The sequence below is a fragment of the Ancylobacter sp. genome, from assembly GCF_965229075.1.
In the GTDB taxonomy this organism is placed as follows: domain Bacteria; phylum Pseudomonadota; class Alphaproteobacteria; order Rhizobiales; family Xanthobacteraceae; genus Ancylobacter.
In genome coordinates this window covers 88958-103172 of record NZ_CBDDIO010000002.1, presented here as the reverse complement: position 1 = coordinate 103172, position 14215 = coordinate 88958, and the positions used below count along the sequence as shown (strand labels likewise).

The 14215-nt window shown below is 66.4% G+C and carries 9 protein-coding genes; 8 read left to right on the top strand and 1 reads right to left on the bottom strand.

Features of this window, described 5'->3' with window-relative positions:
- The first annotated feature begins 1 nt into the window (after position 1).
- The 5 genes from ACO07Z_RS06575 (at position 2) to ACO07Z_RS06555 (ending at position 8234) form a co-directional block, all read left to right on the top strand.
- Positions 2 to 1453: a gamma-aminobutyraldehyde dehydrogenase gene (locus tag ACO07Z_RS06575; RefSeq protein WP_421697968.1), complete on the top strand. Its 1452-nt coding sequence runs from the start codon at positions 2 to 4 to the stop codon at positions 1451 to 1453.
- Between the two features lie 199 nt (positions 1454 to 1652).
- Complete coding sequence (locus tag ACO07Z_RS06570) at positions 1653 to 2753, top strand: efflux RND transporter periplasmic adaptor subunit (RefSeq protein ID WP_421697967.1); 1101 nt, start codon at positions 1653 to 1655, stop codon at positions 2751 to 2753.
- Between the two features lie 8 nt (positions 2754 to 2761).
- Positions 2762 to 5836 (top strand): efflux RND transporter permease subunit, encoded by a 3075-nt coding sequence (locus ACO07Z_RS06565; protein ID WP_421697966.1) that lies wholly within the window; start codon positions 2762 to 2764, stop codon positions 5834 to 5836.
- Positions 5837 to 6378: 542 nt separating this feature from the next.
- Entirely contained in the window at positions 6379 to 7605 is a 1227-nt protein-coding gene (locus tag ACO07Z_RS06560) for a YadA-like family protein (RefSeq protein ID WP_421697965.1), read from the top strand.
- Between the two features lie 5 nt (positions 7606 to 7610).
- The gene (locus tag ACO07Z_RS06555) at positions 7611 to 8234 is read left to right on the top strand and encodes a hypothetical protein (RefSeq protein ID WP_421697964.1); all 624 of its coding nucleotides are present in this window, start codon (positions 7611 to 7613) and stop codon (positions 8232 to 8234) included.
- A gap of 32 nt (positions 8235 to 8266) precedes the next feature.
- Here ACO07Z_RS06555 and bcsN read toward each other — a convergent pair whose 3' ends face one another.
- On the bottom strand, positions 8267 to 9088 hold the full coding sequence (gene bcsN / locus ACO07Z_RS06550; protein WP_421697963.1) for a cellulose biosynthesis protein BcsN: 822 nt from the start codon (positions 9086 to 9088) through the stop codon (positions 8267 to 8269).
- Positions 9089 to 9394: 306 nt separating this feature from the next.
- Here bcsN and bcsA point away from each other — a divergent pair, with 306 nt between their 5' ends.
- From bcsA to ACO07Z_RS06535, 3 genes are read left to right on the top strand one after another with little or no spacing between them, the layout of a single operon-like run.
- Positions 9395 to 11590: a UDP-forming cellulose synthase catalytic subunit gene (gene bcsA / locus ACO07Z_RS06545; protein WP_421700769.1), complete on the top strand. Its 2196-nt coding sequence runs from the start codon at positions 9395 to 9397 to the stop codon at positions 11588 to 11590.
- The gene (locus tag ACO07Z_RS06540) at positions 11587 to 12672 is read left to right on the top strand and encodes a cellulose biosynthesis cyclic di-GMP-binding regulatory protein BcsB (RefSeq protein WP_421697962.1); all 1086 of its coding nucleotides are present in this window, start codon (positions 11587 to 11589) and stop codon (positions 12670 to 12672) included. The genes bcsA and ACO07Z_RS06540 overlap by 4 nt, the downstream gene beginning before the upstream one ends.
- On the top strand, positions 12653 to 14188 hold the full coding sequence (locus tag ACO07Z_RS06535; RefSeq protein WP_421697961.1) for a cellulose biosynthesis cyclic di-GMP-binding regulatory protein BcsB: 1536 nt from the start codon (positions 12653 to 12655) through the stop codon (positions 14186 to 14188). Before ACO07Z_RS06540 ends, ACO07Z_RS06535 begins: the two co-directional genes overlap by 20 nt.
- Positions 14189 to 14215: the final 27 nt, after the last annotated feature.

Genomic DNA, 14215 nt, shown 5'->3' with positions numbered 1-14215 from the left:
CATGACTGCCCTTTCCGACACCCAGATGCTCATCGGCTCCGCCTTTGTCGCCGGCACGGAAACGCCGGAAACGGTGCTGAACCCGAAGACCGAGGAAACGCTGCTCGACCTCCCGGAAGCCTCGGTCGACCAGATCGACGCGGCGGTGAACGCGGCGGACAAAGCCTTCCGCATCTGGTCGCGCACCACGCCGGCCGAACGCGCCACGCTGCTGCTCAAGCTGGCCGATCGCATTGAAGCGGAAGCGGAATCCTTCGCCACGCTGGAGGCGCTGAACTGCGGCAAGCCGCGCCATGCGGTGCTCAATGACGAGCTTCCCGGCGTGGTCGATTGCTTTCGCTTCTTCGCCGGGGCGGCGCGCACCCAGCACGGCATGGTGGCGGGCGAATATCTCGCCGGCCACACCTCGATGATCCGCCGCGACCCGATCGGCGTCGTCGCCTCCATCGCCCCGTGGAACTACCCGCTGATGATGGCGGCGTGGAAGCTGGCCCCGGCGCTGGCCGGCGGCAACACCGTGGTGATCAAGCCCTCCGAGCAGACCCCGCTGACGCTGCTGAAGCTGGCGAAGATCATCGCCGATCTGTTCCCCGAAGGCGTGGTGAATGTCGTCGTCGGGCGCGGCGAGAGCGTCGGCAATGCGCTGATCCACCACCCCAAAGTGGCAATGGTCTCGCTCACCGGCGACATCGCCACCGGCAAGAAGGTGCTCACCGCCGCCGCCAAGACGGTGAAGCGCACCCATCTGGAACTCGGCGGCAAGGCGCCGGTGATCGTGTTCGACGATGCCGACATCGACGCCGTGGTCGAGGGCGTGAAGACGTTCGGCTATTACAATGCCGGCCAGGACTGCACCGCCGCCTGCCGCATCTATGCGGGGTCCAAGGTGTATGAGAAGCTGGTGGCGGACCTCGCCTCCGCCGTCTCCGGCCTCAAATTCGGCCAGGCCGATGACAGCGCCAATGATATCGGCCCGCTGATCTCCGCCCGCCAGCGGGCCCGCGTCGCCTCCTTCGTCGAGCGCGCGTCCGAACTCAACCACATCGAAATCGCCACCGGCGGCAAGCTCGCCGGCGGGGAGGGCACCGGCAAGGGCTTTTTCTACCAGCCGACTGTCGTCGCCGGCGCGCTGCAGTCGGACGAGATCGTCCGCCGCGAGGTGTTCGGTCCCGTCGTGTCGGTGACGCGCTTCACCGATGTCGACGAGGCGGTGGGCTGGGCCAATGACAGCGATTACGGCCTCGCCTCCTCGGTGTGGACGCGCGATGTCGGCCGCGGCATGGCCACCGCTTCGCGCCTGCAATATGGCTGCACCTGGGTGAATTGCCATTTCATGCTGGTGAACGAGATGCCGCATGGCGGCCTCAAGCAGTCCGGCTATGGCAAGGACCTCAGCGCCTATGCGCTGGAAGACTACACGGTGGTCCGCCACGTCATGGTGAAGAACGGCTGACGGCGCGGCCCCGCGCGATTGCGCGCGTCAAGCGCGCGCCGGTTTCGCCGGCCGGTTCGAGGGAGTATGATGTTCCGGCAGCCGCGCGAATGTGATCGCGCGGTTTGGAATATGACACATAATTAAGTTGGAACTCCGCCTCATATCTGTTGTGTCGCAACATGGATTTCCATGCTCCGCCGCAGCTTCAGGGGGCCTGATGCGACGCCGATCCGCCTTGCTGATGACCATCGCCGTTCTGGCGGGAGCCGGATGGCTTGCGCATGACCGGGGATGGGTCGACGCGACCAGCCTGTTCGGCGCCCGCAGCCAGGCGAAGGCGGCCGCCCAGCCGGCGGCGGCGCGAAAAGTGCCGGTCGAAGTGGCGCCGGCGCGCGCCGCCTCGGTGACGACGGACATCTCCTCCATCGGCTCGCTCCAATCCGACGAATCCGTGCAGGTGGCCTCCGAAGTGGCCGGCCGCATTCAGGAAATCGGCTTTCGCGAGGGGCAGCACGTGAAGGCCGGCGATGTGCTGGTGCGGCTCGACGCCGCTCTTGTGAAAGCCTCGCTGGACGAGACCGAGGCGCGGCTGGACCTGGCCCAGGCGAATTTCGGCCGTGCCCAGCAATTGCAGAAATCGGGCTCCGGCACCGCCCGGGCGCTGGACGAGGCCCAGGCGGAACTCAACACCGCCCGCGCTCTGCTCAATTCCCAGCGTGTGCAGATCGCCAAGCACACCATCACCGCGCCGTTCGACGGCGTCGTCGGCCTGCGCACCGTGTCCAACGGCGCCTATATCGCCGTCGGCACGGAACTGGTGAATCTTGAGAAGATCGACACGCTGAAGCTGGATTTCAAAGTGCCGGAGACGCAGCTCTCCAGCATCGCCGAAAACCAGACCGTGACCATCACGCTCGACGCGCTGCCGGGCCGGTCCTTCACCGGCACCATCTACGCCATCGACCCGATGGTCGATGTCAACGGCCGCTCGCTCAGTGTGCGCGCCCGTCTCGACAATAAGGACCTGACCCTGCGCCCGGGCCTGTTCGCCCGGGTCGTGGTGAAGGGCCGCGAGGCGCGCGACGCGGTGTTCGTGCCGGAAAGCGCCATCGTCCCGCGCGGGCAGGAGCGCCTCGTCTGGCAGATTGTCGACGGCAAGGCGCAGCAGCTGAAAGTCGAGCTTGGCCAGCGCGCCAAGGGCGAGGTCGAGGTGAAGGGCGTGGCGCCCGGCGCCAGCATCGTCGTGGCGGGGCAGGGGCGTTTGCAGCCCGGCGCTGTGGTGGAGGTGGTGCCGCCGCCGCCGGCGCCGCAGGGCTGAGCCGCGCCATGGGCATTTCCGAGTTCTGCGTCCGCCGCCCCGTCTTCGCGACGGTGCTGAGCCTTTTGCTGATCCTCATCGGCATCGTCTCCTACAGCCGCCTGTCGGTGCGCGAATATCCCAACATCGACGAGCCCGTGGTGTCGGTGGTGACCACCTATCCCGGCGCCTCGGCCAGCATCGTCGAGAGCCAGGTCACCCAGGTTCTGGAAGGCTCCATTGCCGGCATCGCCGGCATCGACGTGCTGGAATCCACCAGCCGTTCGGAATCCAGCCGCATCACCGTGCGCTTCCGGCTGGAGGTCGACCCCGATGTCGCCGCTAGCGACGTGCGCGACCGGGTGAGCCGCGTGCGCCAGCGCCTGCCCGACGAGATCGACGAGCCGGTGATTTCCAAGGTCGAGGCCGACGCCCAGCCGGTGCTGTTCGTGGTCTTCCGCTCCGACCGCATGTCGGCGCTGGAACTGTCCGACTATATCGACCGCTACATCGTCGACCGCTTCAAGAACATCAACGGTGTCGCCGATGTGCAGATCTATGGCGAGCGGCGCTATGCCATGCGCATCTGGGTCGACCGCGAGCGGCTCGCCGCCTATGAACTGACCGTGCAGGATGTCGAGGACGCGCTGCGGGCGCAGAATGTCGAGATCCCCTCCGGCCGCATCGAGAGCGTCGACCGCGAATTCACCGTGCTCTCGCGCACGGGCCTGACCTCGGTCGACCAGTTCGACCAGATCGTCGTCAAGCGCGCGAACGGCGCGCAGGTGCATATGCGCGATGTCGCCCGGGTGGAACTCGGCGCCGCCGATGAGCGCCGGGCCAGCCGCTTCGATGGCGGGGCGGCGATCTTCATCGGCGTGATCAAGCAGGCCGTGGCCAACCCGCTGGACGTTTCCGCCGGCGCCCGCGCCATCCTCCCGGCGGTGAATGAAAGCCTGCCGGAAGGCATGAGCGCCACCATCGGCAACGACAATGCGGTGTTCATCGAGCGCTCCATCGAGGCGGTGTTTCACACCATCTTCGAGGCGGTCGTCCTGGTGGTGCTGGTCATCGTGGTGTTCCTGCGCTCCTTCCGGGCGTCGATCATTCCGATCGTGACCATCCCGATCTCGCTCATCACCACCTTCGCCATCATGTACGCGCTGGGCTTCAGCGTGAACACGCTGACGCTGCTGGCGTTCGTGCTCGCGATCGGCCTCGTGGTGGACGACGCCATCGTCGTTCTCGAGAACATCTTTCGCCATATCGAGCACGGGATGAAGCCGATCCCCGCCGCCATCAAGGGCGCGCGCGAAATCGGCTTCGCCGTCATCGCCATGACGCTGACGCTCGCCGCCGTCTACGCGCCCGTCGCCTTCGCCCCCGGCCGCACGGGGCGGCTCTTCCTCGAATTCGCGCTGACGCTCGCCGGCGCCGTCATCATCTCCGGCTTTGTCGCGCTGACGCTGACGCCGATGATGTGCTCGCGCCTGCTCAAGCATGAGGAGAAGCCGGGCCGGGTGTCCGCCTTCATCGAGGGGCGGCTGCGGGCGATGGAGAACGGCTATCGCCGGCTGCTCGGTTCGACCTTGAAGCTCCGCCCGCTGATCCTGCTGCTCGCGCTCGGCGTGGCGGGTGCCAGTGCCTTCTTCCTCACCGTGCTGCCCTCGGAACTCTCGCCCATCGAGGATCGCGGCGTCGTCCGCGTCACCGGCAGCGCGCCCGAGGGCTCCACCCTCGCCTATACCTCGCGCTACACCAACCAGATCGACACCATCGTCTCCAAGGAGAAGGAGGTCGACAGCGTCCTCATCATCAACGGTTTTCCCGAGGTTCACCGCTTTCTCGTCATCGGCCGGCTGAAGGACTGGGGGGAGCGGGATGTGCGCCAGCAGGAACTGGTGGCCAAGCTGACGCCGGAACTGCGGCGCATCGCCGGCATCAATGCCTATGCCAACAACCCGCCCTCGCTCGGCGCCTCCAACAATTCGCGGCCGATCGAGTTCGTGCTGCAGACCTCCGGCACCTATGAACAGCTTAACGAGTACACCGACCGCTTTCTCGAGCGCATCCGCGATTATCCCGGCCTCGTCAGCATCGACAGCGACCTCAAGCTGAACAAGCCGGAGATCTCCGTCGCGGTGGACCGGGCCAAGGCGGCCGATCTCGGCATCGACATCGCCGTCCTCGGCCGCACATTGGAGAGCCTGCTCGGCGGGCGGCAGGTCACGCGCTTCGAGGTGGGCGGCGAGCAGTACGATGTCTATGTCCAGCTCGATGCCCGCGACCGCTCGACCCCGGCGACGCTCGACACCATCTATCTGCGCTCGGCGAGCGGGGAGATGGTGCAATTGTCCAACCTCGTCACCGTGCGCGAAAGCGTGGCGCCGCAGGAGCTGAAGCGCTTCAACCAGCTGCGCTCCGCCACCATTTCCGCCAATCTGGCGCCCGGCTTCTCGCAGGGCGAGGCGCTGGCCTTTCTCGACCAGACCGCCCGCGAGGTGCTGCCGCAGACCGTGCAGACCGATGTGGCCGGCCAGAGCCGCGAGTTCCGCGCCGCCGGCCAGAGCCTGGTGGTGATCTTCCTGCTGGCGCTCGGCTTCATCTATCTCGTGCTCGCGGCGCAGTTCGAGAGCTTCCGCGATCCCGTCATCATCATGTTGACCGTGCCGCTTTCCATGACCGGGGCGCTGGCCGCGCTGTATTTCACCGGCGGATCGCTCAATGTCTATTCGCAGATCGGACTGGTGACGCTGGTCGGCCTCATCACCAAGCACGGCATTCTGATCGTCGAATTCGCCAATCAGCAGCAGGAGGCGGGCCTCGACCGCCGCGCGTCGGTCATCGAGGCGGCGGTGCTGCGTCTGCGGCCCATTCTGATGACCACGGGCGCCATGGTGCTGGGCGCCGTGCCGCTGGCACTGGCGAGTGGCGCGGGCGCGGAGAGCCGGTCGCAGATCGGCTGGGTCATTGTCGGCGGCATGACGCTGGGCACGCTGCTCACCCTGTTCGTCGTGCCGGTGGTCTATTCGCTGATCGGGCGGGTCCATCACACGCCCCATGCCGAGATCGCCCCCGGCATCGTCCATACGCCGGCCGAGTAGAGCGGGAGCGCGTCAGCGCGGCGCGTCCCGCAGCGGGCTGTGAAACAAGGCGGGGCGAAGTTACTTTATCGCCCAGAGCGCCAAGCATTCCTCGCAAAGTTCTTCGCTTTCGCAGTAAGGGCAATCGCGGTCATAGGCATCTGTCAGCCAGTGCCAAATATTTACGAGCCATGTCAGCATAAGGGCTGCTCACCGCGATAACGACTTGTTGACTGTACAGTCGCGCGTCAATCCGGTGAGAGTATGGTGGTAATATTTCCGATCTATACAATAATGTGTCCGAAAATTACTGTCTAAACTCAGTCAAAGCTGTGGCTTTATCAGGGCGGCCGGCCGCGGGCGGTGGGAATGCGTGTCGCCTTCTCCGCGTGGGGGCCGGCCGTGCGGGTCTCCAGACATATCGGCGCGAGGCGCCGCGCCGGCTTGCATAAGGTGCGCGATTTCCGCGGCTCCGCGAACTGGTTAACGCGGCGTTAACCATGTTGCCGCGATGTTACCGGCACGGCGCTGCGGGTGCGTCGCACGAGTTTCGAGACCTTTTTATGCGACGGCGCCTTGTGAGGATTGGTGGATCGGCCGGCTGGGCCCTGCTGGCGGGCTTGGCACCGCTGGCGGCGGCCGCCGAGGAGATCAGTTGCGACCTCACCGTAACTGCCCTGCAGTGCGGCGGCGTGGCGAGCGGGGCGGATTCGACCGCGATCGGCGATGATGCGCAGGCGACGCAGGCCGGCACGACGGCCGTGGGGCAGGGGTCGCGCGCCTTTTCCGACAAGGCCAGCGCCTTCGGCCAGCTCGCCGTGGCCAATGGGGTGTCCTCCACCGCCATTGGCTGGAGCGCGACGGCCAATGGGGCGCAGTCGACCGCGACCGGGCAGGGAGCGGCCGCCAATGCCGATTTCTCCTCGGCTTTCGGCAGCGGGGCGAGCGCCAACGGCACCGCCTCCTCCGCGCTCGGCCAGGACGCGCTCGCCAACGGCGCCAACGCGACCGCTGTCGGCCAGGGCGCGCGGGCCAATGCCGCCGCATCGACCGCCGTCGGGCAGGGCGCCGTCGCCAATGCCAGCAACGCGACCGCGCTGGGCACGGCGGCCACCGCCAATGGCGCCGGTTCCACCGCGCTGGGGCAGGGCGCCGTCGCCAATGCCGCCAACGCCACCGCCGTCGGTTTCGGCGCCACCGCCAATGGTGCCGGCGCGACGGCGCTGGGACAGAACGCCGTCGCCGCCGGGGCCGGTGCCGTTGCGCTGGGGCAGAACGCCAACGCCTCCGCCACCAACGCCGCCGCTTTCGGCCATGGGGCCATCGCTTCCTTTGAAGGTTCGACCGCCCTTGGCGCCGGCGCGACCACCAGCCGGGCCAACCAGATGGCGCTGGGCACCGCCGGCTCGACCTACACGATGGCCGGGCTGACCTCGGGCGCCAGCCGCGCCGCCCAGAGCGGGGCGGTGCAGATCGTCACCACCGACGCCGCCGGCAATCTCGCCAGCGCCAGCACGGCGGAGCTTTTCGACCTGCGGCCCGTCTGGGCCGAGATCGACCGTGTCAGCGAAGGCGTGGCCATGGCGATGGCGATGGATACGCCAACCCTGCCGAACGGCAAGAATCTGGCCGTGAGCGCCCAGTGGGGCACCTTCGGGGGCCAGAATGCGCTCGCGCTCTCCAGCATTGCGCGGATCGCCGACGATTCCTTCTTCGTCACCGGCAGCATCGGCGTGGGCCTCAACGAAGGCACGGTCGGCGGCAAGGCCGGCCTGCTGTTCGCGTGGTGACGACGATGCGCAGCCCCGCCCGCCTTGCCGTTCTCGCGCTTGTGCTGGCCCTGCTCGCGCCGGCTCTCGCCCACGCGCAGAAACAGCCGGCCGATACGATGCCGCCGCCGGCGGTGCTTCTGGCCCTGCTGCGCGGCACGATGATCGCGCTCAACCAAGCCAATCTGACCGGCAATTATTCGGTGCTGCGCGATCTGGCGGCGCCCTCCTTCCGGGACGCCAATTCCAGTGCCGCGCTTGCCGACCGCTTCCGCCAGTGGCGCGAGGGTCGGCTGGATTTCGCCGCCGTCGCCCTTCTCGACGCCAAGCTCTCGGCCGCGCCTTCCATCGGCCCCGATGGGGCGTTGCGCCTGCGCGGCTATTTCCCGACCGCGCCGCTGAGGATCGGCTTCGATATGGCCTTCCTGCCCGTGGACGGGCATTGGCGTCTCGGGGCCCTTGCCGCCGAGCCGCTGGCGGCAGAGGTGACAGGGGCCGTGGCGCGCGCGGCGGAAAAGCCGGTCGAGGGTCCGAAGATGGCGGAAACCGAGCCGGCCAAGGCTGGGGCGACCACGTTCCGCCTGCCGGAGCTTCCGCCCGCCGCGAGCCTCGGCATCGCGCTTCCCCCGGGCGACCGCCCGCGCGGCTAGAGCGCGTTCCGAACCGATTTCAGCGGTACCGATCAGGGCTGAGGCGCGGGGACGGTCGGATACCCTTCGAGCGGTGCGCTCGGCACGCTTGGCCCGGTGTCGACGGGCGCCGGCACGGAACGGGGCGCGGAGGGGGCTGTGCTGCGCGCCGGTGCCGGCGGCGGCGCGGTGGCCGCGCCCGTGCCGAACACGGTCGAGGGATAGACGACCGGTCCGCCGACCCGGCCAAGCTCCGGCGCGACCGGGAGAGGGCGGCCATAGGGCTGCCAGCTGCGCGGCAGGAAATAGCCATTGATGGTGTAGCGGTACATGATCCGCAGCAGCGCGGCTTCGCTGGCGCCGCTCTGGCAGAAGCGCAGACGCACCGACAACACGCCACGATCCACCGCCAGGGCATTCATTCGCTGCTGGCCCTGAATGCGCTGCCAGGCGTAGAGGCAGAGGTCGCGGCCCTGTCCCGGCCCCACGGCGTAGCCGAAGGGTCCGTAGCGGTTCTGGACGAAATAGGTCGAGGGGCGCAGGTCGATGCCGGGCAGGGCCTGCTCCATCTCCTCCGCCAGAGCGTATTCGTTGAGGAAGCTGTCGTTCTTGATGTTCTCGGGGCCGGTTCGTCCCTCCACCGGCCCGAAAAACACGACGCTGAAGGCATTCTGGCCCGGCGTCGCCGCCTCGGTCGCCAGCATTACTTCCTGCTGCAGTGCGTTGGCATAGCGCGTTTCGATCACGCCGATGATGCGCGGGCCGCCGGGCTCCGGCAGCACCAACGCCTCGACGGCGGGAACCTCGGCCGAAAGGGTGGCAACGACCGGTGGCCGGCCCGTGGTGCAGCCCCCCGCCAGCAGCAGGCAACCCATGGCGAAGGCACCCCGACGCAAGCTTTTGGCGCTTGACTGTCCAGGGTGGACAGACGCGCGGCGTGCACGGTCGCCTGTCGTTTCCTGGGGCGGGCGGGACATGGCGGGCCTGTCAATCTCGCAAAACGAATCACGCATAGAAGCAATCTAGCGCTCCAGCGCCGCGGCAGAAACGGTCAAAGATCGAACAAGATGTTAGAAGATGTGAACGTACGCCGATGACTTGTGTTCGCAGGCGGCTTGCGATCAGCGCACGTACCACGTAAGAGCCGCCGCAAGGGCGACTGCGGAGACCAGCCGAAAATTATGAATAGAAGATGGATTTCGGGTATCTGGGTAATATTAATCGCCCTGGTCGCATTTATCGTGACCTTACCGGTTAACTTGCAGGCGCAGCTTGTTACCGGCTGCATTGTGATTCTACTAATTGTCTTTTTGAGAATGTTTGCGCCGGAAGGTGTGCCGCGCATGGTAGCAATTGCGCTCGGCGTCGCAATGGTATCAAGGTACGTGTATTGGCGGACGACGTCAACTCTACCTCCGGTAGAGGAACTGGCGAATTTCATTCCTGCCGTGCTGCTTTACATCGCTGAGATGTACAGCGTCGCGCTCATGGCGCTCAGTCTTTTTGTCGTGTCGGCGCCCCAGCCGTCGCGCGTCGCGCCGGCGATCGCGCCCGGTAGCGAGCCTACCGTCGATATTTTCGTTCCCAGCTACAATGAGGATGCGGGACTGCTCGCGACGACGCTGGCCGCCGCGATGGCGATCGACTACCCCCGCGACCGCTTCACCGTGTGGCTGCTCGACGATGGCGGGACCGATCAAAAATGCGAACAGCACGATCTGGCGGCCGCACGCGAGGCGCAGGAGCGGCGGGCGACGCTGACCCAGCTCTGCGAGGAGCTCGGCGTGAACTATCTCACCCGTCCGCGCAACGAATTTGCCAAGGCTGGCAATCTTAACCACGGCCTCGCCCATTCGCATGGGGAACTCGTCGTTGTCTTCGATGCGGATCATGCGCCGGCGCGCTCGTTCCTGCGCGAGACGGTGGGCTATTTCCAACAGGATCCGCGCCTGTTCCTGGTCCAGACGCCGCATTTCTTCATCAATCCCGACCCGGTGGAGCGCAGCCTCGGCACATGGCGCCGCATGCCGTCGGAAAACGAGATGTTCTATGGCGTCATCCAGCGCGGTCTCGACCGCTGGGGTGGCGCGTTCTTCTGCGGGTCGGCGGCGGTGCTGCGGCGCGAAGCGCTTCTGGAGACCGACGGTTTCGCCCATTCCTCGATCACCGAGGATTGCGAGACGGCGCTGGCGCTGCATGCGCGCGGCTGGCACAGCGTGTATGTCGACACGCCGCTCATTGCCGGGCTGCAGCCAGAGACGTTTGCCAGCTTCATCGGCCAGCGTTCCCGCTGGGCGCAGGGCATGTACCAGATCCTTCGCTTCCACTTCCCGCTGTTCCGCTCGGGTCTGACGGTCGCGCAGCGCATCTGCTACATGTCCAGTATCCTGTTCTGGTTCTTCCCGATCTCGCGCGCGATCTTCCTGATCTCGCCTTTCTGCTACCTGTTCTTCTCGCTGGAAATATTCAATGGTTCCGGCGCCGAATTCGTAGCTTACACGGCCGTTTATCTCTTGACAAATCTCTTTATCCAGAGCTATCTCTTCGGCAAATACCGCTGGCCGTGGTTCTCTGAGCTTTATGAATATATCCAGACGGTTTATCTTCTTCCGGCGCTTCTTTCCGTCATGATCGATCCGAAGAAGCCGACCTTCCGGGTGACCTCGAAGGGCGAGACCATTGACGAGAACCGCATCTCGGAAATCGGGACTCCGTTCTTCGTCATCTTCGTCGTCCAGATCATCGCCGTGTTCGTGACGTTCTGGCGGATCGCCACCGGGCCGTACTCCGCCGACATCACCCTCGTCGTCGGCATGTGGAACCTGCTGAATCTCATCATCTCCGGCTGCGCGCTCGGTGTGGTGTCGGAGAAGGCGGCCAAGCGGCACAGCCAGCGCATGACGATCAGCCGGCGATGCAACCTGCTGATCGACGGTGTCGAGGTGCCGGCCGTCATCGATGACGTGTCCATGGGCGGCTTGCGTGTGCGCACCGAGCTTCCCCCCGAGGCTCAGGCGCGGCTCGGCATGCACGCCGTGGTGCGGCTGACGCCGCCGGACGAGTGCATCAGCGACACGCTGCCCGTGCTGGTGCGCAACATCGCCCATGATGATGGTGTGATCGTTCTGGGGACCCAGTTCAACGCCAAGTGCGCCGCGCACTATCAGCTCATCGCCGATCTGATCTTCGCCAATGCCGACGAATGGAAGAAATTCCAGGAGGGCAGGCGGCGAAACCCGGGTGTGCTGAGAGGAACCGTGATGTTCGTCCTGATCGCGGGCTACCAGACCTTGCGCGGGCTCGCCTATGTCACGCTGCTGGAAAGGATGACGCGCCGCTTCGCGCCCGGCCTGTTCGCGGGAGCGACGGGACGATGAAAGCGCTTCGGATCGGCGTGACCGGCGGTGTCCTCCTTACCGCCCTCTTTCTCGCGGCTGTCGGCGCGGTGGCAAAGCCACCGGCCGACACGCCGGCGAACGCGGCTGCTCCCAGCCGCGCTCTGTCGGCACCCGCCTATGACATGCGCGCCTTCGACATGCAGGACGGTGAGGACACGGAAGGCGATCCGCTCGTGCTTCCCACCCTCATGGGGCCGACCGGCGCGCCCTTCGGCATGACGCCGCCCGCGCCGGAAGCGGCGCCCCAGGCTGCGCCGGGTCCGGGCGCGCCGGGCTATGTGGCCCCGTTCCAGATGGTGCCGGGTCAGCCTGTGGCCGCAGCCCCGGCGAAGATCGAAGCGCCGGGTCCAAAGACTCCCGATCGCTTCATCGTCCCGGTGCCCCGTCTGCGGCTGGAAGGGGAATCGCTCTCGCGCGGCTGGGTGACCTGGTTCACACAGCAGGAGGTGGAGCGCCCGGCGACGCTGCTCATCGGCTATCTCAACGCCATCTATGTGATGCCGGAACGCTCACGGATGAGGGTCACCATCAACGGCCAGCTTGTGGCGGAGATTCCGATCGCCTCGCCGCAGGGGGCGACCCAGGTGACGGCCGCCATTCCCGCCGGTGTGCTGCGGGCGGGCGGCAATCTCATCCGTATCGACATGCTGGCGGTGCACCGCACCGATTGCTCCATTGATTCCACCTACGACCTCTGGGTGGAACTCGACAATGCGCTGACTGGCGTGGCGTTCGCAGGCGGCCCCGTGTCGCCGCCCGTCATGGCCGATGATCTTCCCGCCGTGGGGATCGATGTGAGGGGATCAACCCATATCCGCTTCATCCATAGTGGGCCGATCGAGCCCCACCAGAGCGCGCATTTCCTCGCGGCCGCCCAGGCGTTGACCCAACGCGGGCGCTACGCCCATCCGCTCGTGTCGATCGTGGGACCGGATGTCGGCCCGACGGGTCCGGGGACCTTGAACGTGATCGTGGGCATGGCCGAAGACCTGCGCGCCACGATGGCCAATCCGCCGGCCCTTTTGGGGGGGGCAGCCGCTGGTGCGCTTTTTCAACGATAGCCGTGCGGGCGGCACCGTTCTCGTGCTGGCCGGAGAGACCACGCGGACCATCGACGCCGCGATTGAACGCCTCGCGGCCAGCAACGGCCAGTCCGAATCAAACAGATTGTCGATTTCCAGCCGCTTCGCGCCGGATGCGCCCTATTTCACGGGTGCGGGTAGCGTCCGTTTCTCCGAATTGGGGGTGATGACGCAGGAATTTTCCGGTCGCCGGCTGCAGCTGCGCTTTCCGATCGGCCTTCCCGCCGATTTCTACGGTTCCGCCAATGGCCAGGCACGCATTCTGCTGGACGCGGCCTACGCGCCGAGCGTGCGGCCCGGAAGCGTGCTCTCGGTCTACGTCAACGGTTCTCTCGCGTCTTCCTACATGCTCACCGATCGGCATGGCGGCTTGATGGAACGGAAAGTCATCAAGGTCCCGCTGACGCATTTCCGGGCCGGCATAAACCGGGTCTGGATCGAGGTGATGTTGGATGTCGATAGCGACCAGATTTGCGGTCCCGGCGCCACGCTCGCGCATGACAAGCGCTTTGTCGTGTTCGATTCCAGCGAGTTCGTGATGGACGATTTCGCCAGGATCGGCACGAGCCCCAATCTGGCGGCGTTTTTCGGCGGCGGCTTCCCCTATTTCAACGCCGTGCAGCCTGTCGCGGTGGTGATGCGCCAGGACGCGCCGACGGTTGCCGCCGCCGCGACGGTGATGGCGCGGCTGTCCTTTGCCCAGCAGCACATCGCCCCTGTCGACACGGCGCCGCCGCCGGCGTCGCTCGCCAGTCGGCCGGTCCTGTTCGTCGGGGAGATCAATCAGATCGCACCCGAGGTGCTGCGGCAGGTGGGTGTGGTGGATGCCAGCAAGATCCGCTGGCGCACCGATCGGGACGCCGACAAGGGCGTGCGGGGCCCGGCGCCCGTCTTCTGGAGTAGCGACCCTGCACCCCCGCCGGAACCGATGTCGATGCTGGAGCAGGGCGTCCGCGTCCGCTCCGGTTCGGGCAACGACGCCATCTTTGACCGCTGGCGCGATCAGGTGGCGGCAGGAGGCAACGTCAGCGCCGAGTTGCTCCACTTTCAGAAATGGGTCACCGGCACGTTCGGCGTGTCTTTAGGCCTGCCCAGTGGCGGCGATGTCGACCCGTTCAATCCCCCGCACAACACCTCGGTGCTGGTGGCGCAGGGGTTTGCCCCGAACAGCGACGCGGTCTGGACGCTCATTGCCGGGCATACGGCGGAGAGCCTCGATGCCGCCATCGATGAGTTCACCCTGCCGGAATACTGGGCGAAAAGTTATGGTCAGGCGGTGGCGTTCGACGCCGCCACCGGCCGGATGGACATTCGCATGCCGAGCAGCGTGCGGTTCATCGTGACCCAGCCGCTGGGCCCGTCAAACCTCCGGCTCATCGCGGCCAATTGGCTGTCGCTCAACATTGTCACTTACGCCCTGGTTCTCGTTCTATGCTGTATCGCCTTCGCCTTCGTCACCAGCCTGCTGCTTCGCCGCTCGGGGCGGCGCGCGTGATGGGGCGCCCGATGGTGCGTTTGCGGC